At 66.9% G+C, this 18,029-nt stretch carries 21 protein-coding genes and 2 tRNA genes; 21 read left to right on the plus strand and 2 right to left on the minus strand.

Annotation, left to right across the window (positions count from 1 at the left end; translation table 11 throughout):
- The first annotated feature begins 3 nt into the window (after positions 1-3).
- The 17 genes from gspF (at position 4) to O6W96_RS01145 (ending at position 12,820) form a co-directional block, all read left to right on the plus strand.
- Entirely contained in the window at positions 4-1,230 is a 1,227-nt protein-coding gene (gene gspF / locus O6W96_RS01065; RefSeq protein WP_353467850.1) for a type II secretion system inner membrane protein GspF, read from the plus strand.
- A gap of 8 nt (positions 1,231-1,238) precedes the next feature.
- Positions 1,239-1,679, plus strand: coding sequence for a type II secretion system major pseudopilin GspG (gene gspG / locus O6W96_RS01070; RefSeq protein WP_435372161.1), 441 nt, complete (start codon positions 1,239-1,241; stop codon positions 1,677-1,679).
- Positions 1,680-1,683: 4 nt separating this feature from the next.
- Complete coding sequence (locus tag O6W96_RS01075; protein WP_353467851.1) at positions 1,684-2,169, plus strand: GspH/FimT family pseudopilin; 486 nt, start codon at positions 1,684-1,686, stop codon at positions 2,167-2,169.
- Complete coding sequence (gene gspI / locus O6W96_RS01080) at positions 2,159-2,563, plus strand: type II secretion system minor pseudopilin GspI (RefSeq protein WP_353467852.1); 405 nt, start codon at positions 2,159-2,161, stop codon at positions 2,561-2,563. The genes O6W96_RS01075 and gspI overlap by 11 nt, the downstream gene beginning before the upstream one ends.
- Positions 2,560-3,246: a type II secretion system minor pseudopilin GspJ gene (gspJ, locus tag O6W96_RS01085; protein ID WP_353467853.1), complete on the plus strand. Its 687-nt coding sequence runs from the start codon at positions 2,560-2,562 to the stop codon at positions 3,244-3,246. The genes gspI and gspJ overlap by 4 nt, the downstream gene beginning before the upstream one ends.
- Positions 3,233-4,231: a type II secretion system minor pseudopilin GspK gene (gspK, locus tag O6W96_RS01090; RefSeq protein ID WP_353467854.1), complete on the plus strand. Its 999-nt coding sequence runs from the start codon at positions 3,233-3,235 to the stop codon at positions 4,229-4,231. Before gspJ ends, gspK begins: the two co-directional genes overlap by 14 nt.
- Complete coding sequence (gene gspL, locus O6W96_RS01095; RefSeq protein WP_353467855.1) at positions 4,228-5,313, plus strand: type II secretion system protein GspL; 1,086 nt, start codon at positions 4,228-4,230, stop codon at positions 5,311-5,313. Before gspK ends, gspL begins: the two co-directional genes overlap by 4 nt.
- Complete coding sequence (gspM, locus tag O6W96_RS01100; RefSeq protein WP_192977052.1) at positions 5,310-5,786, plus strand: type II secretion system protein GspM; 477 nt, start codon at positions 5,310-5,312, stop codon at positions 5,784-5,786. The genes gspL and gspM overlap by 4 nt, the downstream gene beginning before the upstream one ends.
- Positions 5,783-6,508 carry a type II secretion system protein N gene (gspN, locus tag O6W96_RS01105; protein ID WP_353467856.1) on the plus strand — a complete coding sequence of 242 codons (726 nt, stop codon included), beginning with the start codon at positions 5,783-5,785 and terminating at the stop codon, positions 6,506-6,508. The genes gspM and gspN overlap by 4 nt, the downstream gene beginning before the upstream one ends.
- Before the next feature lie 66 nt (positions 6,509-6,574).
- Positions 6,575-6,651: transfer RNA gene (locus O6W96_RS01110), tRNA-His, on the plus strand.
- A gap of 111 nt (positions 6,652-6,762) precedes the next feature.
- Complete coding sequence (locus O6W96_RS01115; protein WP_353467857.1) at positions 6,763-7,812, plus strand: Leu/Phe/Val dehydrogenase; 1,050 nt, start codon at positions 6,763-6,765, stop codon at positions 7,810-7,812.
- Between the two features lie 223 nt (positions 7,813-8,035).
- Entirely contained in the window at positions 8,036-8,761 is a 726-nt protein-coding gene (gene ccmC, locus O6W96_RS01120; protein WP_353467858.1) for a heme ABC transporter permease CcmC, read from the plus strand.
- 97 nt (positions 8,762-8,858) lie between these two features.
- On the plus strand, positions 8,859-9,305 hold the full coding sequence (gene ccmE / locus O6W96_RS01125; protein ID WP_133019459.1) for a cytochrome c maturation protein CcmE: 447 nt from the start codon (positions 8,859-8,861) through the stop codon (positions 9,303-9,305).
- Complete coding sequence (locus tag O6W96_RS01130) at positions 9,302-11,215, plus strand: heme lyase CcmF/NrfE family subunit (protein ID WP_353467859.1); 1,914 nt, start codon at positions 9,302-9,304, stop codon at positions 11,213-11,215. The genes ccmE and O6W96_RS01130 overlap by 4 nt, the downstream gene beginning before the upstream one ends.
- Positions 11,212-11,739: a DsbE family thiol:disulfide interchange protein gene (locus O6W96_RS01135; protein ID WP_353467860.1), complete on the plus strand. Its 528-nt coding sequence runs from the start codon at positions 11,212-11,214 to the stop codon at positions 11,737-11,739. The genes O6W96_RS01130 and O6W96_RS01135 overlap by 4 nt, the downstream gene beginning before the upstream one ends.
- A gap of 2 nt (positions 11,740-11,741) precedes the next feature.
- Positions 11,742-12,176 carry a cytochrome c-type biogenesis protein gene (locus O6W96_RS01140; protein WP_353467861.1) on the plus strand — a complete coding sequence of 145 codons (435 nt, stop codon included), beginning with the start codon at positions 11,742-11,744 and terminating at the stop codon, positions 12,174-12,176.
- A complete protein-coding gene (locus O6W96_RS01145; RefSeq protein ID WP_353467862.1) occupies positions 12,092-12,820 on the plus strand; it encodes a tetratricopeptide repeat protein in 729 nt (242 codons plus the stop codon). Before O6W96_RS01140 ends, O6W96_RS01145 begins: the two co-directional genes overlap by 85 nt.
- Before the next feature lie 110 nt (positions 12,821-12,930).
- Here the strand turns inward: O6W96_RS01145 and O6W96_RS01150 are convergent, their stop codons facing one another.
- Both O6W96_RS01150 and ald read right to left on the minus strand, forming a co-directional pair.
- Positions 12,931-13,149, minus strand: a complete 219-nt coding sequence (locus O6W96_RS01150; protein ID WP_056058060.1) for a DUF3072 domain-containing protein — start codon at positions 13,147-13,149, stop codon at positions 12,931-12,933.
- Positions 13,150-13,200: 51 nt separating this feature from the next.
- A complete protein-coding gene (gene ald, locus O6W96_RS01155) occupies positions 13,201-14,307 on the minus strand; it encodes an alanine dehydrogenase (protein WP_060524450.1) in 1,107 nt (368 codons plus the stop codon).
- A gap of 127 nt (positions 14,308-14,434) precedes the next feature.
- Between ald and O6W96_RS01160 the strand changes: the two genes are divergently transcribed.
- The 4 genes from O6W96_RS01160 to O6W96_RS01175 all read left to right on the plus strand — a co-directional run bounded on the left by O6W96_RS01160 (position 14,435) and on the right by O6W96_RS01175 (position 17,961).
- Positions 14,435-14,875: an Lrp/AsnC family transcriptional regulator gene (locus tag O6W96_RS01160; RefSeq protein WP_056058065.1), complete on the plus strand. Its 441-nt coding sequence runs from the start codon at positions 14,435-14,437 to the stop codon at positions 14,873-14,875.
- Between the two features lie 356 nt (positions 14,876-15,231).
- Positions 15,232-17,130, plus strand: a complete 1,899-nt coding sequence (locus tag O6W96_RS01165) for a potassium transporter Kup (protein WP_404969329.1) — start codon at positions 15,232-15,234, stop codon at positions 17,128-17,130.
- 166 nt (positions 17,131-17,296) lie between these two features.
- Positions 17,297-17,818, plus strand: coding sequence for a 2'-5' RNA ligase family protein (locus O6W96_RS01170; RefSeq protein WP_353467863.1), 522 nt, complete (start codon positions 17,297-17,299; stop codon positions 17,816-17,818).
- A 66-nt stretch (positions 17,819-17,884) separates the two neighbouring features.
- A tRNA-Met gene (locus tag O6W96_RS01175) sits at positions 17,885-17,961 on the plus strand.
- The last annotated feature ends 68 nt before the right edge of the window (positions 17,962-18,029 follow it).

The following is an 18,029-nucleotide window of genomic DNA, read 5'->3' on the forward strand; positions in this document are numbered from 1 at the left end:
GTCGTGGCTGATTTCGACTACATCGCGATCGACACCAAGGGCGCCGAACGCCGCGGCCACGTCGCCGCGCTCGACATAGACGTCGCGCGAGCCACCCTCGACGCGCGTAAATTCTACGTCGTGAAGATCACCGCAGGCGCACCGCCACAGGCAACCAAAGGCCGCCCGCTCTTCGGCCTCCAACTCGGCACGCCGAAGATGTCGGGCAAGAACCTCACGCTCTTCACCCGCCAGCTCGCCACGCTGAACCGCGTATCCCCGCTGGAGGAATCCCTCCGCACGATCACGCGCCAGACCGAACAGGACAGCGTCCGCACGATAGTCCAGCACGTCCACGCCGGCGTCGTCGAAGGCCGCCGCCTCGCCGACGCAATGGCGCGCGAGCCGAAAAGCTTCCCGCCGCTCTACCGCGCGATGGTGTCGGCCGGCGAAAGCTCGGGCTCGCTCCCGACCATCCTCGATCGCCTCGCCGCCCTGCTCGAACGCCAGGCCGAGATCCGCGGCAAGCTCATCACCGCGCTGGCCTATCCCTCGATCCTAGCGCTCGTCGCGTTCGGCGTCGTCACCGCGCTGATGATGTTCGTCGTGCCGCAGGTGGTCGAGCAATTCGACACGGTCGGCCAGCAACTGCCACTGCTCACGCGGATGGTAATGGCGTTCTCGGCGTTCCTCGTCGGATACTGGTGGGTGATGCTGCTGATCGTCGTCGGCGGCGGTCTCGTCGGGTGGCGGGCGCTCAAGGACCCGACGCTCCGGCTCGCGTTCGACGGGTGGCTGCTCCGCATCCCGCTACTCGGTCGCCTGATCCGCGACCTCCATGCCGCGCGCATGGCGCGCACGCTCGGCACGATGGTTGCGAGCCGCCTGCCGCTGCTCGATGGCCTCAACCTCACCGCCAGCACGATCCACAACCGCCGCCTCCGTCAGGCGTCGGACCAGATCGTCGACGCGATCCGCGGCGGTGGCTCGCTCTCCGCCGCGATGCGCCGCGCCGGCGTCTTCCCGCCGCTGTTGACCTATCTCGCAGCGAGCGGAGAAGCCGCCGGTCGTCTCGACGAGATGCTGGAGCGCGCCGCCGACTATCTCGAACGCGAGTTCGACCGTTTCACCGCCACCGCGTTGTCGCTGCTCGAACCGCTGATCATCGTCGTGATGGGCGGCATCGTCGCGACGATCGTGCTATCCATCCTGCTCCCGATCCTCCAGCTCAACACGCTGGCCGGACAATGAGGTTTCGTATGCGTCCCGAACTGAAGAAACGTCGCCGCGAGGCCGGCTTTACCCTCGTCGAGCTGATGGTCGTGATCGTCATCATCGGCCTGTTGGCAACGATCGTCGCGCTCAACGTGCTGCCCTCGGGCGACACCGCGCGGATCCAGAAGGCGAAGGCCGACATCGCCCAGATCGAGGGCGGGCTGGAACTCTACAAGCTCCAGAACATGACCTTCCCCAACACCACGCAGGGGCTGAACGCCCTCGTCACCGCGCCCGCGGGGCTGACCGATCCGTCGCGCTATCAGCGTGGCGGGTATCTGAAAAAGCTGCCGAACGATCCCTGGGGTCGCCCGTATCTCTATGCCTCGCCCGGCGCGCACGGCGAGGCCGACGTCTGGACCTTCGGTGCGGACGGCAAGGAAGGCGGCGAGGGGATCGATGCCGATATCGGCAGCTGGCAATAGGTCCTTGGACTGGGTCCCCGCCTGCGCGGGGACACTTTCGCGGAGACGCGAAAGTGGCTTCACGCTGGTCGAGCTGATGGTCGTCGTCACGATCATCGGGCTCGCATCGGCGGTGGCCGTTCTCGTCATGCCGGACCCGCGCGGTCGCGTGCTCGACGAGGCGACGCGCTTCGCCCTGCGCACCCGCGCGGCGCACGATTCGGCGATCGTCGAGGCGCGTCCGGTGAGCGTCTGGATCAGCGGCGGCGGCTACGGCTTCGACCGCCGCATGGCCGGCGGCTGGACGCCGATCGCGGAGAAACCGATGCGCGTCGAACGCTGGAACGAGGGGACCAGGGCCAGCATCGGGGACACCACCGGCCGGATGCGCGTGACGTTCGACCCGACCGGCCTCGTCGACCGCCCTGCGGAGATCCGCCTCGATCGCGGCGGTGTCGCGGCGACCGTGCATATCGACGCCGACGGCAGCGTGCGCGCCGATGCAGGCTGAGCGCGGCTTCACCCTTCGTCGACGTTACGCCGAAAACGGCTTCACGTTGATAGAAATCATGGTCGCGCTGGCAGTGTTCAGCCTCGCGGCGATGGCGCTCGTGCGTCTGGAAAGCGCGACGATCCGCGGCGCCTCCATCCTCGACGAAACGCTCGTCGCGCAGATGGTCGCGCGCAACGTCGCGATCGACGCGGTCACCAGCGCGCAGCCCCCGACCGCAGGCCGCGTCACCGGCGTCGAGACGAACGGCGGCCAGCCCTGGACGTGGACGCGGCAGGTCAGCGCGCTCGGCGGATCGAGCGTGTTGCGGATCGACGTGGCGGTCGCCGACCGGACCGGCACGCAACTCGGCCGCCTGACGATGGTGCGACCTGCACCGCGGATGGTGATGTGACGCCTCCGAAAACCGAGGCCGGCTTCACGCTTATCGAAGTCATGGTGTCGCTCATGATCTTCGGGATGATCGCCGCCGCCGGCGTGGCGATCCTGTCGTTCAGCGTGAAGGCGCAGAGCTCGACCGGCGCCAAGCTCGACGACATCAGCGCACTCACGCGGACGATGTCGATCCTGTCCGCCGATCTCGCCCAGGCCACCAATCGCGCTACCCGCGACGAGGCCGGCACCAGCGTTCCCGCATTCATCGGGGAGAGCGGGTCGGGTGTAACGCCGATGCTCCGCCTAGTCCGCGCCGGCTGGAGCAACATCGACGGTACGGCGCGCTCCAGCATGCAGAAGGTCGCCTACCGCGTAGATGGGGGCGTGTTCCAGCGGATCGCCTATCCGATGGTCGACGGCGCGCAGCCGCTGCCGCCTGCCGCGTTGCTTACCAAAGTCCGCCAGGTAGTACTCCGCTATCGCATCGCGGGTGCGTGGAGCGATCGATGGGACGGTGCGAGCGGCAGGCCGTTGCCAGATGCAATGGAGCTTACCGTCCAGCGCGACGACGGTACGCAGTTCCGCCAGATGTTCCTCGTCGGCACCAGTTACATCCCGGCGCCATCCGATGGAACGGGTCCCGCCGTCACACCACCTACGGGCACCCCTTCGGGACAGGAGACGCCCGGTGCGCGAACCTGATCTCGGCATTCGACGCGGTCAAGAGCGGGGTGCAGCGTTGCTCACCGTCCTGATGCTCGTCGCGATCATCGCGGTGATGGCCGGCGCGGCGCTGGAAAAACTCCGGCTGTCGACCCGCCTCGCGAGCAACGCCGCGACCGGCGAGCAGGCGCGCGCCTACGCGCTCGCGGCGGAGACGATGGCGTTGACCCGCGTCTCCAACCTGCTCGCGCCAAAGCCCACGCGGGTCACACTGGCCGGCGGCTGGAGCAACACCCCGTTCGGCCTGCCGGTACCCGGAGGCTTCGCAACCGCGCGGGTCCGCGACGGCGCGAACTGCTTCAACCTGAACTCTCTCGTCGGCATGACGACCCCCGGCGTGTACGTCGCGCGCGGCGATGTCCGGCCGCAGTTCGTCCGCCTGATGCGGCTGCTCGACGTACCCGTGCAGGTCGCCGAACAGGTCGCGGCGGGCACGACCGACTGGATCGACAGCGATCAGGACCAGTCACCGATGGGGGCCGAGGACGGCGCGTATCTCGGTCGCGTGCCGTCGTACCGCACCGCCGGCACGTTGATGAGCGACCCCAGCGAACTGCGCGCGATCGCCGGGATGACGCCCGAGATCTACACGAAGATCCGCCCGTGGATCTGCACATTGCCCTTCGCCAAGCCGTCGCCGATCAACGTCAATACTCTGCTGCCCGAACAGAGCGTGCTGCTGGCGATGATGTATCCCGATACGCTGTCGGTGGGCGCCGCCCAGCAACTGCTGCTGCGGCGACCGGTGCAGGGCTACGCCACGTTCGACGAAATGCAGAAGGGCGCGTCGTTGCTTGGCGCCGCCAATATCGCGCCCGGCGTGGACGCGCAGGTGCTGTCGAAATGGTTCACGCTCGATATCGACGTGACGCTCGGCACGACACAAATGCAGGAACGTGCGCTGATCGACGCGAACCGGCTTCCCGCGCAGCTCGTATCGCGGCAATGGGGCGAGCCATCATGACGACTTTGCTGTTCCTTCCCGCCGGCGAGACCGGATATCGCTGGATGCGTGTCGCGGACGCGCGCGTGGTTGGGGAGGGGGAGGGTATTCCCGATGCGATCGACGACGAGACGATCGCGGTGGCACCTGCCGACGCGGTGACGCTGCACTGGGCGGAACTGCCGTCGCGGTCTCCGGCGCAGGCGACGGCGGCCGCGCGGATACTGGCTAGCGAGGCAAGTGCATCGCCACTCGCCGAACTCCACGTCGCAGTCGGGGACGAAGGCGCGAGCGACCGACCGATCGGCGTCGTCGGTGCCGCGACGATGCGCGACTGGCTGCTGATGCTGGCGGAGGCAGGCGTCGATCCGGTCGCGGTCATCCCCGCGCCGATGCTGCTCCCGCGACCCGAAGAGGGATACGCGCGGGCGGAACTGGGCGGAAGCGGCGTGGTGCGCGGTACGTCGAGCGGGTTCGCTGACGAGGCGCGACTGACGGAGCTGGTAACCGGCGGCACCGCGCCCGCGACGATCGACCGCGATACGCTGGAGGCAGCGATCGTCGCCGCGGTCGCGTCGCCACCGCTCGACCTACGGCAGGGGCCGTTCGCGCGGCGGCGACGGTTCGCGATCGACTGGGGGCTTATCCGTCGGCTCGCGCTGTTGTCGCTGACGATCCTGGCCGTGACGCTCGCGATCTCGCTCGTCCGTATCGCGAAGTACAGCTTCGGCGCGGACGCTCTGGAGGCGGAGGCGAACACCGTGGCGGTCACCGGCTTGCCGCGCGGCGAGACGGTGGTCGACGCCAGCCGCCAGCTCGACGAGCGCCTGTCGCGCGTCCGCGGCCCGGGGCTCGGCTTCACCAGCACGACGGCGGCGGTCTTTGCGGCGGTGCGTGCGACGCCGGGCACCGAAGTCACCGCACTCGATTTCCAGGCGAACGGCGACCTGCGCCTGTCGGTGGCCGTCGAACGGGAAGCCTTGGCGACCGACCTGAAGCGCGCGCTCGAATCCGCCGGCTTCTCGGTTCGCGCGGGCGTGTTCCAGGCGGCAGCCGGCCGCGTGACGGGTGAACTCACGATCAGCCCGGAGAGCGGACGATGACCGGCTTGAAAACCTGGTTCGAAGGGCGTTCGCTCAGGGAGCGGCGACTGCTACTCGTGATGGCGGCGCTCGCGGTCCTCACGCTGCTGTGGGCGCTGATCATCCGCCCCGTCGGCGACGGCCTGTCGAGCGCGCGCGAGCGTCATGCCGACGCCGTCACCCGGCTCGGCGAGACGCGCGCGCAAGTCGCGACGTTGCGCGATATCCAGCGGACCCGCGCCACCCCGCTGACCGGCACGCTGGCCGACGCGGTGCGCGCCGAGGCGGATCAGGCCGGGTTCGCGCTCGCCTCGCTCGATCAGGACGGGGCGAGCCGGGTACGGGTCGGCATCCAGTCGGCGCGCCCCGCGGCGCTGGTCGCGTGGCTCGCGCGGCTCGAACGGCTCGGTATCCTCGTCGATTCGGTGGCGATGACCGACAAGGGCGACAAGACCGTCGGCGTCGCGCTCACGTTGAAGGCGCGCGCGGCATGAGGCGGATCCGTTTGCGTACCGGCCCCGCCGCGCTGTTCGGTGGGATGCTGCTGATCGCGCTGATCGTCTTCCTGCCGATGCGCGCGGTGCTCGGCTGGGTCGGCGTCGGCGACGAAGGGCTGGTCGCGCGGCGCGTGTCGGGGACGATCTGGGGCGCAACGCTGACCGAGGCGCGGTTCGGCGATCTCGCGCTCGGCGATCTGCACGCGCGGCTGTCGCCACTGCCACTGCTGGTCGGCCGCGCGACGATCGTCTTTGCCGGTCCCGAATCGGTGTCGGCCAAGCCGTTGCGCGGGTCGGCGAGCGTTAGCCGCCACGGCTTCGGCGTCGACCACATGACCGCCACGGTCGCGACCGGCCGGCTGTTCGCGCCGGTGCCCGTCGCCGCGCTCGACCTCGACGACGTCTCGGTTCGCTTCCGCGATGGCCAGTGCGAAGCCGCCGAGGGCCGCGTCCGCGCGACGCTGGCGGGCGACGTCGGCGGGATTACCTTGCCGCAGTCGGTGAGCGGCACTGCGCGCTGCGACGGCACGGCGCTGCTGTTGCCGCTGGCGAGCCAATCCGGGACCGAGAGCATCGCGCTCCGGATCGAGGGGGCAGGGACCTATCGCGCCGAGCTGTCGCTGCGTCCGTCCGATCCGCTGGCGGTCCAGAAGCTCGAACAGGCGGGCTTCGTGAGCGCCCCGAACGGGTACAAGCTCGCCATCGAAGGACGTTTTTGACGTCTTTTTGGCAAGTCGACGGTTGACGCCGCCCGGCGACCCCCGCTAGGGGGCGATGCCTACGCGGCGGTCGTAGTTCAATTGGTTAGAGCGTCGGCTTGTGATGCCGGATGTTGCGGGTTCAAGTCCCGTCGGTCGCCCCATTTTCCCTTATTTTCGTAAGACCCCGCAATGCGGGCGCTTTGGGCTGGTAAAACCGGTCGGAAAATAATATTTCGCGTCCCGGTAATTTTATTCCTCTTCAGGAGCCGGCGATGACAGCGGTTTGGGACCTTCCCGATTTCGACGACCACGAGGGCGTACACGCCTTCACCGATCCCGAATCGGGCCTGCGCGCGGTGATTGCGCTGCACTCGACCAAGCTCGGGCCGGCGGCTGGCGGCACGCGCTTCTGGCATTATGCGGATAATGGTCGTGCGGTGACCGACGCGCTGCGCCTGTCGCGCGGCATGAGCTTCAAGAATGCGATGGCGGGCCTGGAACTCGGCGGCGGCAAGGGCGTGGTCCTTGCGGCGAAGCCCGGCGACGTCATCACGACCGCACAGCTCGAGGCGTTCGGCCGCGCGGTCGATTCGCTCGGCGGCCGCTACGTGACGGCGGAAGACGTCGGCATGTCCGAAGAGCGGATGAAGGTGATCGCCACGCAGACGCGCTACGTCTCCGGCCTGCCGGTCGCGAGCGGCGCTGCGGGCGGCGATCCGGGGCCGTACACCGCGCTCGGCATCTATCTCGGCGTGAAGGCGGCGGCACAGCGTGGCCTCGGCGCGACCGACATGAAGGGCGTGCGCGTCGCGATCCAGGGCGTCGGTTCGGTCGGCGGCGGTCTCGCGCGGCTGCTGGCCAAGGACGGCGCGGTGCTGACTCTGGCGGACGTAGACGAGGGCCGGGCGCAGAAGCTGGCTGGCGAACTCGGCGCGACCGCGGTGGCGGCCGAGGCGATCCTGACGACCGAGGCGGACATCTTCAGCCCGAACGCACTGGGGGCGATCCTGACCGAGATGTCGATCGCGGCGCTGAAGGCGAAGGTCGTCGCCGGCGGTGCGAACAACCAGCTGAGCGTGCGCGAGGACGGTGCTCGGCTGCATGCACGCGGTATCCTGTATGCGCCGGACTACGTCATTAACGCAGGCGGGATCATCAACGTTGGGCTGGAGTATCTCGGCCAGGGCGATGAGGCCGAGGTGAAGGCGCGGATTTCTCGTATTCCGGAGCGGCTGATCCAGGTCTGGGACGAAAGCGACCGCTCGGGTGAGCCATCGTCGGATGTCGCGGACAGCATCGCGAAGAGTTTGATAGGCCGCTGAATTCAAGCGGCCTTCGCTCGTGCTGAGGGTGCGCGCTCCGATCACTCCTGTCATCCTGAGGAAAGTCAGGATCCAGAGTAACTAAGCGTCGCCCTCTGCGGCCTTGGATCCTGACTTTCGTCAGGATGACGGCGTACGGGGGAGGCGCCTCCCTCTCCCCGGAGGGAGGGGGCCATAAGTCCGAGGTGACAGCCTCGTATTGTTGCCATAATGGCTATCCCTAGTGGCCACCCTACACGCCTTCGCAAACCCCGCGCGCTTTCTTAAGATCGCTAAGCCGTTGACGCCGTTGCTCTTCTGGGCCGGCATCGCGCTGATTGCGATCGGCTGCTGGGCCGGCCTGACGCGGACACCGCCCGACTATCTCCAGGGCGAGACCGTCCGCATCCTTTACATCCACGTCCCCGCCGCCTGGCTCGGCATGGGCGGTTGGAGCGGGATCGCGATCTCCAGCATCATGTTCCTGGTCTGGCGCCACCCGCTTGCCAGCGTCGCCGCGCGCGCGATCGCGCTGCCGGGTGCGGTGTTTGCGGCGCTATGTCTCATGACCGGCTCGATCTGGGGACGACCGACCTGGGGGACCTGGTGGCAATGGGACGGTCGGCTGACCTCGATGCTGCTGCTGTTCTTCGTCTATCTCGGCTACATGGCGCTCGCGAAGGCGGATGCGGATCGTGGCGGCGACGGGCGCGTGCCGGCGCTCTACGGGATCGCCGGGTCGGTGCTGCTGCCCATCATCCGCTATTCGGTGGTGTGGTGGAACACGCTGCACCAGGGACCCAGCATCGGCCTCACGCAATCGACCATCGACGGCTCGATCCTGTGGCCGCTGCCGATCATGCTCGCCGGGTTCACCTTCGTGTTCGCCGGGATCGTGCTGATGCGGATGCGGACGATGCTAGCCGTCGCGAAGTCCGAAGCCCGCATGCGCCGGATGGCGAGAGTATGAACCCCTGGCCGTTCGTGACCGCCGCGTATGTCGTGACGCTCGGAGGCGGCGCGATCATCGCATTGCTGAGCTACTTGGCGATGCGCAGGGCTGAGAAATGAAGGCCAAGCATCAACGTCTGACGCTGGCATTGCTCGCGCTTGGCGCCGTCGTCGTCGCGGGATTGCTCGCGCTGTCGGCACTCAAGGACCAGGCCGCGTTCTTCTACGCACCCTCCGACGTGCGCCGCGACGGCCTCCCGCTCGGACGCGCGGTAAGGCTCGGGGGGATGGTCGAAGGCGGCTCGGTTAAGCGCGCCGCGGACGGCATCACCGTGCATTTCACCGTCACCGACGGCCAGGCAACTACCCCCGTTGTCTTCGCCGGCATCGTCCCAGACCTGTTCCGCGAGAAATCGGGCGTCGTCGCCGAAGGCCAGTTCCAGCCCAACGGCAGCTTCGTCGCGTCGAACCTGCTCGCCAAGCACGACGAGAAATACATGCCGCCCGAGATGGCCGGCAAGATGCACGAGACCAAGACGCTCGAACCGGACGCGAAGCAATGATCGCCGAAGCAGGCCTCGCCGCGCTCTGGTTCGCAGGCGCGCTCGCGGCGTTGCAGCTCGTGATGGCAGCGATCGGCATCGCACGCGGTCGTGAAGACGTTGCGGCGGCGGTCCGACCGGTGGCGATCGTCCAGGGCCTGCTCGCATTGCTCGCGATGGCGCTGCTGATCGAGCTATTCCTCGACTCCGACATGTCCGTAAAACTGGTCGTCGAGAACAGCCATTCCGCCAAGCCGTGGCTCTACAAGTTCGCCGGGGCATGGGGGAACCACGAGGGCTCGATGCTGCTCTGGGTGACGATCCTCGGGCTGGCCGGCGGCGCGGTGGCGATCTTCGAGCGCTCGCTGCCCGAACGCACGCTTACCGCCACGCTCGGCGCACAGGCGACGATCGCGCTCGGTTTCTACGCGTTCCTGCTGTTCTCCTCGAACCCGTTCGCGCGGTTGAACCCCGCAGCACCCGACGGCCTCGGGCTCAACCCGCTGTTGCAGGACCCCGGCTTGGCGTTTCATCCGCCGACGCTTTATACCGGCTATGTCGGCCTGTCGGTCGCGTTCTCTTTCGCGGTCGGTGCGCTCGTCACGCGTGACGTAGGGCCAGCGTTCGCGAAGGCGATGCGCCCCTGGGTGCTGATCGCCTGGATATTCCTCACCCTCGGCATCACCGCAGGATCGTACTGGGCGTATTACGAGCTTGGCTGGGGCGGCTGGTGGTTCTGGGATCCGGTCGAGAACGCCTCACTGATGCCGTGGCTCGCCGCCACCGCGCTGCTCCATTCGGTAACCGTGCTCGCGACCCGCGACGGCCTGCGAGCCTGGACGATCATGCTGGCGGTCGTCGCATTCTCGATGTCGATGATCGGCACCTTTTTGGTGCGCTCGGGCATCCTGACGAGCGTCCATGCCTTCGCAGTTGATCCGAAGCGCGGCGCCTTCATCCTCGCGTTGCTCGCGATTTACATCGGCGGTGCGCTCGCGCTGTTTGCCGCGCGGATCGGTACCGTCCGCGCGGGCACGACCTTCGATCCGGTCAGCCGCGAGGGCGGGTTGGTCGCGAACAACCTGTTGTTGTCGGTGATCCTCGGGATCGTCCTGATCGGTACGCTCTACCCGATCGTCGCGGCGAGCTTCGGCGTGCAGCTCTCGGTCGGCCCACCGTTCTTCAACAAGGCGGCGGGGCCGATCGCGCTGCTGCTGGTCGCGGTGATGGCAGTCGGGCCGCTGCTGCGCTGGCGCCGCGACGATGCGAAGGCGGTTCTGCGCCGCGTGATGCTGCCGATCGGTGCGACGCTCGTCGCGGCGATCGCACTCCTGTTCGTCCGGCCGGGCGTGCTCCCCTGGGCTGGGCTGTCGCTCGCCGCCGGGCTCGCCGTCGCCAGCGTCGCGCCCCTGTGGAAGCGCAACTTGAGGCGCACGCCGCTGTTCACCTACGGCATGGTCATCGCGCACCTCGGCATCGCGGTCAGCCTTGCCGGGATGGCGTCGGACAGCGCCTTCACCAAGGAAACGCTGGTCGCAGTGCGCGCTGGCGAGCCGGCGCGGGTAGGGCCGTACACCGTGACGCTCGACGGCATTTCGCCGGTAATCGGCGAGAACTGGTCGGCCCTCGAGGCACGCCTGACCACGACGCGGGGCGACAGCGAAAGCATCCTGCGCCCGCAACTCCGCTTCTTCGCCAATCCGCCGACGAGCACCAACGAGTCCGCCATCCTGACGGTACTAGATGGCCAGCTCTACACAGTTCTCGGCCAGCCGGACGGGCAGGGACGCTGGCAGCTTCGTCTCTGGTGGAAGCCGTTCGTGACGCTGATCTGGTTCGGCGGCGTGCTGATCGCGCTTGGCGGTATGCTGTCGCTGATCGGTCGGGTGCTCCGCGAGCGACGCGCCGCGATACAGGCCGAATGGGCATGAAGCGGTTCGCACTCTGGGCGCCGCTGGCGATCTTCGCGCTGCTGTTTGCGGTGGTGGCGAGCGGGCTGTTCCGGCCGGCCGAGAAGGTGGTGCGATCGGCGATGGTCGGCAAGCCGCTCCCCGATTTCGCGCTGCCGGCGATGGTCCCCGGCAAGCCGGGCCTGACCAGCGCGTCGTTCCAGCAGGGCAAGCCGCGGTTGCTCAACGTGTTCGCCAGCTGGTGCATCCCGTGCATCGCCGAGGCGCCGCAACTGATGCGTTTGAAGGCAATGGGCGTGCCGATCGACGCGATCGCGATCCGCGACACCGCGCCGGCGATTAGCGGGTTCCTGCGGCGCAACGGCGATCCGTACGAGCGGATCGGCAGCGATCGGGCGAGCCAGGTGCAGTTGGCGCTGGGCTCGTCGGGCGTGCCGGAGACGTTCGTGATCGACGGCCGCGGGATCGTCGTGAAGCAGATCATCGGCGATATCCGGCCGGAGAATGTGCCGGACATCGTGCAAGCCGTAAAGGACGCGCGGTGAGGGTGGCCAACCAAGTTCCCCTCCCGCGAGCGGGAGGGGCGGTCATTGCTGCGCTGTTGCTCTGTATCTCGCCGGCCTTAGCCCAGCCGGTCACGCCGCCAGCGCATTACGCCAACGTGCAACTCGCCGACCCCGCCAAGGAAGCCTCCGCCCGAGCGCTCATGGAAACGCTGCGCTGCCTCGTCTGCCAGGGCCAGTCGATCGCCGACAGCGACGCGGACATGGCCGCTGACATGCGTGCGCTGGTCCGCGAGCGGATCGAACGCGGCGAAAAGCCTGCGTCGATCCGAGACTGGCTGATCGCGCGCTACGGCGACTACGTGACCTATGATCCGCCCCTATCCGGCCTGACATGGCCGTTGTGGCTAGCGCCGATCCTGCTGCTCGGCATCGGCGGCTGGATCGGGCGGTCGAGCTTCCGGCGGAGGACACGCTGATGGGGTATTGCTGGCTGGCCGCGATCGGAGTCGGTGCGTTTGCGTTGCTCGCGGTATTGAAGGTGAACCGCGTTCTTTGGACAATGGTCGCGGCGGCGTTGATGCTCGGTGCGGCGGGGTATGCGTGGCAGGGGCAGCCAGGGCTTGCCGGCCATGAAGTGTCCACCGGACTTGCAGCAACGCCGGACGACAGCGCCATGCTCGAACTGCGCGACCAGATGCTCGAGCGGTATACGGGGGCGGCGGCTTACCTGGTTGCCGCAGACGCGATGACGCGGATCGGCGACCGTCGCGCGGCTGTGCAGGTGTTGCTCGGAGGGCTCAGGATAGCTCCGAAGAGCGTGGTGATGTGGACGGGGCTCGCCAACGCGTTGGCGGCGCATGATGCCAACCAAGTTTCGCCGCCCGCGCTGTTCGCGTTCCAACAGGCGATGCGACTGGCACCGAAGCATCCTGCTCCGCCATTCTTCCTAGGACTGGCGTATGTACGGGCAGGAGAGTTCGCGACCGCCCGACCGTATTGGGCAAAGGCGCTGGCGTTGACGCCGGCCAACATCTCGTACCGAGGTGAGATTGCCACGCGGCTGGCGTTGCTGGATCGCTTCCTAGCTCTGCAGGACACGCCAACCGCAGGCCAAAAATAGTCCGTCATCCTGGGCTCGACCCAGGATCCAGAGCCATGAACGCTCAGCTATTTTGCTCTGGATCCTGACTTTCGCCAGGATGACGGGAGAAGGGGGACGGGATTAAGGGCTTACTGCCCGCGGCCGGTCTTCGACTGCAACTCGTCGATCTTCTTCGATGCATCCGCCTTGGTCAGCGTCTCGTCGAATTCCTCATGCGCTTCCTCGGACAGCGTCTTGAGGTAGCTCGCCTGTGCACCGGTCATCTTCTCATCGCCGGTGGTCCAGTCGTCCGGGTCCTTCTCGGCGTTCGAGAATGGTTCGGACTTGGGGTTCGGGGTGTCGGACATTGGAAATTCCTTTCCCCTGTCCAACACCCTTGTTCCGTATCCGTTCCCGGATCAGCCGGCCCAAGCTTCGTAAGGTAAACCTAGATCATCGGCGACCGCCTTGTACGCGATCTTGCCCTTGTAGACGTTCAGCCCGTTGGCGAGGTGCGGGTCGGCCTTCATCGCAGCCTCGGCGCCAAGATTGGCGAGCTTCAGCGCGAACGGCAGCGTCGCATTGTTCAGCGCGAACGCCGAGGTGCGCGCGACCGCGCCGGGCATGTTGGCGACGCAGTAATGGATCACGCCATCGACCTCGAACACCGGATCCTCATGCGTCGTGGCGTGCGACGTCTCGAAGCACCCACCCTGGTCGATCGCGATATCGACCAGCACCGAGCCGCGCTTCATTGTCTTCAGCATCTCGCGCGTGACGAGCTTCGGCGCAGCGGCGCCCGGTACCAGCACCGCGCCGATCACCAGATGCGCGTTCTTCACCGCCGCGGCGATCGCGGCCTTCGAGGCATACGCCGTCTTGATCTGGCTGGAAAAGAACATGTCGAGTTCGGCCAAGCGATCGTTCGAGATATCGTAGATCGTCACGTCGGCGCGCATGCCGACCGCCATCTGCGCGGCGTTGACGCCCGAGACGCCGCCGCCGAGAATCGCGACCTTCGCTGGGGCAACGCCGGGGACGCCGCCGAGAAGGACGCCGCGCCCACCCTGCTCCTTCTCGAGGTAATGCGCGCCGACCTGCACGGACATGCGGCCCGCGACTTCCGACATCGGCTTGAGCAACGGCAGGCCGCGACGGTTGTCGGTGACGGTCTCGTACGCGATGCAGGTCGCGCCGGACTTCATCAGCCCCTCGGCCTGTGGCTTGTCCGCGGCGAGGTGGAGGTAGGTGAACAGCAGATGGCGCGGCTCGAGCATCGCGATCTCGCTCGGCTGCGGCTCCTTCACCTTCACGATCATGTCGGCGCCAGCGAACACGGCGGCGGCGGTCGGCAGGATCGTCGCGCCTGCGTCGATATAATCCTGGTCCTCGAAATCGATGCCCGAGCCGGCCTGCGTCTCGACGACGACCTCGTGACCGGCGGCGACCAGTTCGGCGACCGATGGCGGGGTCAGGCCGACGCGATATTCGTGGTTCTTGATTTCCTTGGGGACACCGACGCGCATTGATTCCACTCCATTATCGTTTGCGCCATACTAGCGCGCCTTGGACGGGAAGGGTTCGCAAACTGGTCTCGATGCGATACCACGTCTGCAAGATCATTGCATCCATTGTTGCCGAAACGGGATAATCTTGAGCATCACGATCGAACGCAGGATTTTGGACCTGCTCGCCGCCAATTCCGACCTCACCAGCGCGGAGCTTGGCGACGCGGTCGGCCTGTCGGCGAGCGCTGCGCATCGCCGGGTCGCGCAGTTGCGCGAGAGCGGGGCCATTACCGGCTATCGCGCGGTGCTGTCGCAGGCGGCGCGGGGCGATCCCAGTATCGTCCTCGTCAACGTCACGCTGCGGGACCAGCGCAAGGAGACGATGGCCGCGTTCGAGGCGGAGATCGTCGAGTGTCCGCAGGTCGTGCAATGCTTCCTGATGAGCGGCGAGGCGGACTACATGCTCCACGTCGAAATCCGCCACGGCGAGACGTTCGAGCGCATCCACCGCGAGACGCTGTCGCAACTGCCTGGCGTGACTCGGCTGGCGTCGCACTTCGTCATCCGCGAGGTCGTGAGGCGCTGAACGCCGGCGACTCTTCTCCCCTCCCTGGAAGGGAGGGGCGGGGGTGGGTCGGCTTCCGGATTATCGAACGCTGGCGACACAAACGGACCAACCCACCCCCCTTCTCCCTTCCAGGGGGGGGGGAGAGAATCGTCGGCATCTCTCTCTCTCTCTCTCTCTCTCTCTCTCTCTCTCCACGCCGCCGATCAGCCCCAGTTAATTTACGTTGCCCGCCCCGCCGTTGCCGCCCTTTCACCCGCATGCTAAATGCGCGGGCTTGGGGCACAGGGTGAAATCGGAAATTCGATGAGTATTGCTGCACTTCCGGGCCGATTCACCGTCCAGTGAGCGTCGACCAGACCGCCGCGGCCTCGACCGTGCCACCCGCCAATCTCGATCTCGAGACGGGGCATCACAACTCGGACGGCATGCTGAAGCTCGCCTTCGGTGCGATCGGCATCGTCTTCGGCGATATCGGCACCAGCCCGCTCTACGCCTTCCGCGAGACCTTCGCCGGCCACCACAAGCTCGCGCTCGACGCGGCGCACATCATGGGCGTCATCAGCCTGATGTTCTGGTCGATGATGATCGTCGTGACGGTCAAGTACGTCATCATCATCATGCGCGCGGACAACAAGGGCGAGGGCGGCAGCCTCGCGCTGCTCGCACTCGTCTCGGGCAAGACCAAGACGAAGCGCTGGAGCAAGGGCATCATCCTGCTCGGCGTCTTCGCGACGGCGCTGTTCTACGGCGACAGCATGATCACGCCCGCGGTCTCGGTATTGTCCGCGGTCGAGGGCCTCGCCGTCGCCGCGCCCGCTTTCGGCGGCCTGGTGCTGCCGATCGTGATCGTGATCCTGATCGGGCTGTTCTGGGTGCAGAAGAGCGGTACCGCGCGCATCGGCCTCGTCTTCGGACCGATCATGCTGGTGTATTTCAGCGTCATCGCGGTGCTCGGCATTCTCAGCATCGTCCAGACCCCCGAGGTGCTCTGGGCGCTGTCGCCGCACTACGCGGTCGAGTTCTTCATCATCGATCCCGAGCGCGCGTTCCTGGCGCTCGGCTCGGTCGTCCTTGCGGTCACCGGCGCGGAAGCGCTGTACGCGGACATGGGGCATTTCGGGCGCAAGCCGATCGGCCTGTCTTGGCTGTTCTTCGTGCTCCCCGCGCTGATCCTCAACTATATGGGGCAGGGCGCGCTGCTGTTCCGCGACGGCCGCGAGGCGCTGGTCAGCCCGTTCTACAACCTCGCTCCCGAAAGCCTCCAGCTCCCCCTCGTCATCCTCGCGACGATGGCCGCGGTGATCGCGTCGCAGGCGGTCATCTCCGGCGCGTTCTCGGTAACGCAGCAGGCGATCCAGCTGGGCTTTATCCCCCGCCTCCGGATCGAGCACACGAGCGCCTCGACCGCCGGCCAGATCTACATCCCGCTCGTCAACGGCGCGCTGATGGTGATGGTGATCCTGCTCGTGCTGTTCTTCCGCACCTCGTCGAACCTGACGAGCGCGTACGGAATCGCGGTGACCGGCGCGATGTTCATCGACACGTGCCTGCTTGGCGTCGTCCTGTTCCGCCTGTGGAACTGGCCGAAGATCGCCGCGATCCCGTTGCTGGCGATCTTCTTCACCGTCGACGGCGCGTACTTCGCGGCGAACCTCACCAAGGTACCCGCCGGCGGCTGGTTCCCGCTGCTGGTCGGGTTCATCATCTTCACCTTCCTGACGACGTGGTCGAAGGGGCGGCAGCTGATGATCGACCGGATGCACGAGGCGGCGATGCCGATAAAGGTGTTCATCGGCTCGGCCGCGAGTTCGGCATCGCGCGTGCCGGGCACCGCGGTGTTCATGACCTCGACCGCGGACGGCGTGCCGCACGCGCTGCTCCACAACCTGAAGCACAACAAGGTGCTGCACGAGCGCGTCATCCTGCTCACCGTGAAGATCGTCGGCCAGCCCTATTGGCCCGCCAACGACCGTGCAGTGCGCGAGGAGCTCGGCGACGGCTTCCACCGCCTCGTGCTGCGTTACGGCTTCATGGAGGACGCCGACGTGCCCGCAGCACTGCGCCAGGTCCATAATTGCGGCGCGGATTTCAAGATGATGGACACCAGCTTCTTCCTGTCGCGCCAGACGCTGCTCGCGTCGGACAAGCCCGGCATGATGATCTGGCGCGAAAAGCTGTTCGCGTGGATGCTGCGCAATGCGGAAAGCGCAATGGAGTTCTTCCGCCTGCCGACGAATCGCGTCGTCGAACTGGGTAGCCAGGTCGAGATTTGATGGGCCACGTCGTAAGCCTCAGCGTGACACGCACGTACCCTTTTGGGGCAATCGTACCCCCCCGGCGGAGGCCGGGGTCCAATTGGAGAGGTTGCAGTAACGGAGCGCAGCGACCGTCATCGACGTTCCCCAATTGGGCCCCGGCCTCCGCCGGGGGGGAGCCTTTATGACGGCTGTGCCAACGGAAGTAGCCCCGATCATCGTCACCGCGCTATTCGGCCGCAAGGACACGGCGTTCTTCGACTCCATGCGCCGCGAGCATTTCCCGCCCGAGCGCAACCAGCTCGACGCGCACCTGACGCTGTTCCACCACCTGCCGCCCTCGGGTCTCGACGAGCTCAAGCACCGCCTCAACCAGGAAACGCGCGGCATACGTGCCCCGCAGGCGCGCGTGGGCGGCCTGATCTCGCTGGGGCGGGGTGTCGCCTACCGGATCGAGTCCCCCGAGCTTGTCGGCATCCGTTCGCGGCTTGCCGACGCATTCACCGGCATGCTCACCCCGCAGGACGCCGGCGGCTGGCGTCCGCACGTCACGATCCAGAACAAGGTCAGCCCGCAAGTCGCCAAGCTTCTGCTCGCCAATCTGCAACGCGATTTCACCGCGAGGGACGTCGAAATAGCCGGTCTAGGCGCGTGGTGGTATCGCGGCGGGCCCTGGGAAGCGATTTCCCGGCACATGTTCGCTTGACCGCCTCGAAACCGCTTCCTATAGGCCGCGCCTCGCAGGGAAGAACGCTTCCCTGACGGACGGTACGGCGAAGTAGCTCAGTTGGTTAGAGCACGGGAATCATAATCCTGGGGTCGGGGGTTCAAGTCCCTCCTTCGCTACCATTTCGGACCTGGCGCACGACGCCGCCGGCACATCCCCGCAGACCGACGCAAGCGATCACCAACTGCGG

It is taken from the genome of Sphingomonas faeni, from assembly GCF_040407495.1.
Lineage (GTDB): Bacteria > Pseudomonadota > Alphaproteobacteria > Sphingomonadales > Sphingomonadaceae > Sphingomonas > Sphingomonas faeni_D.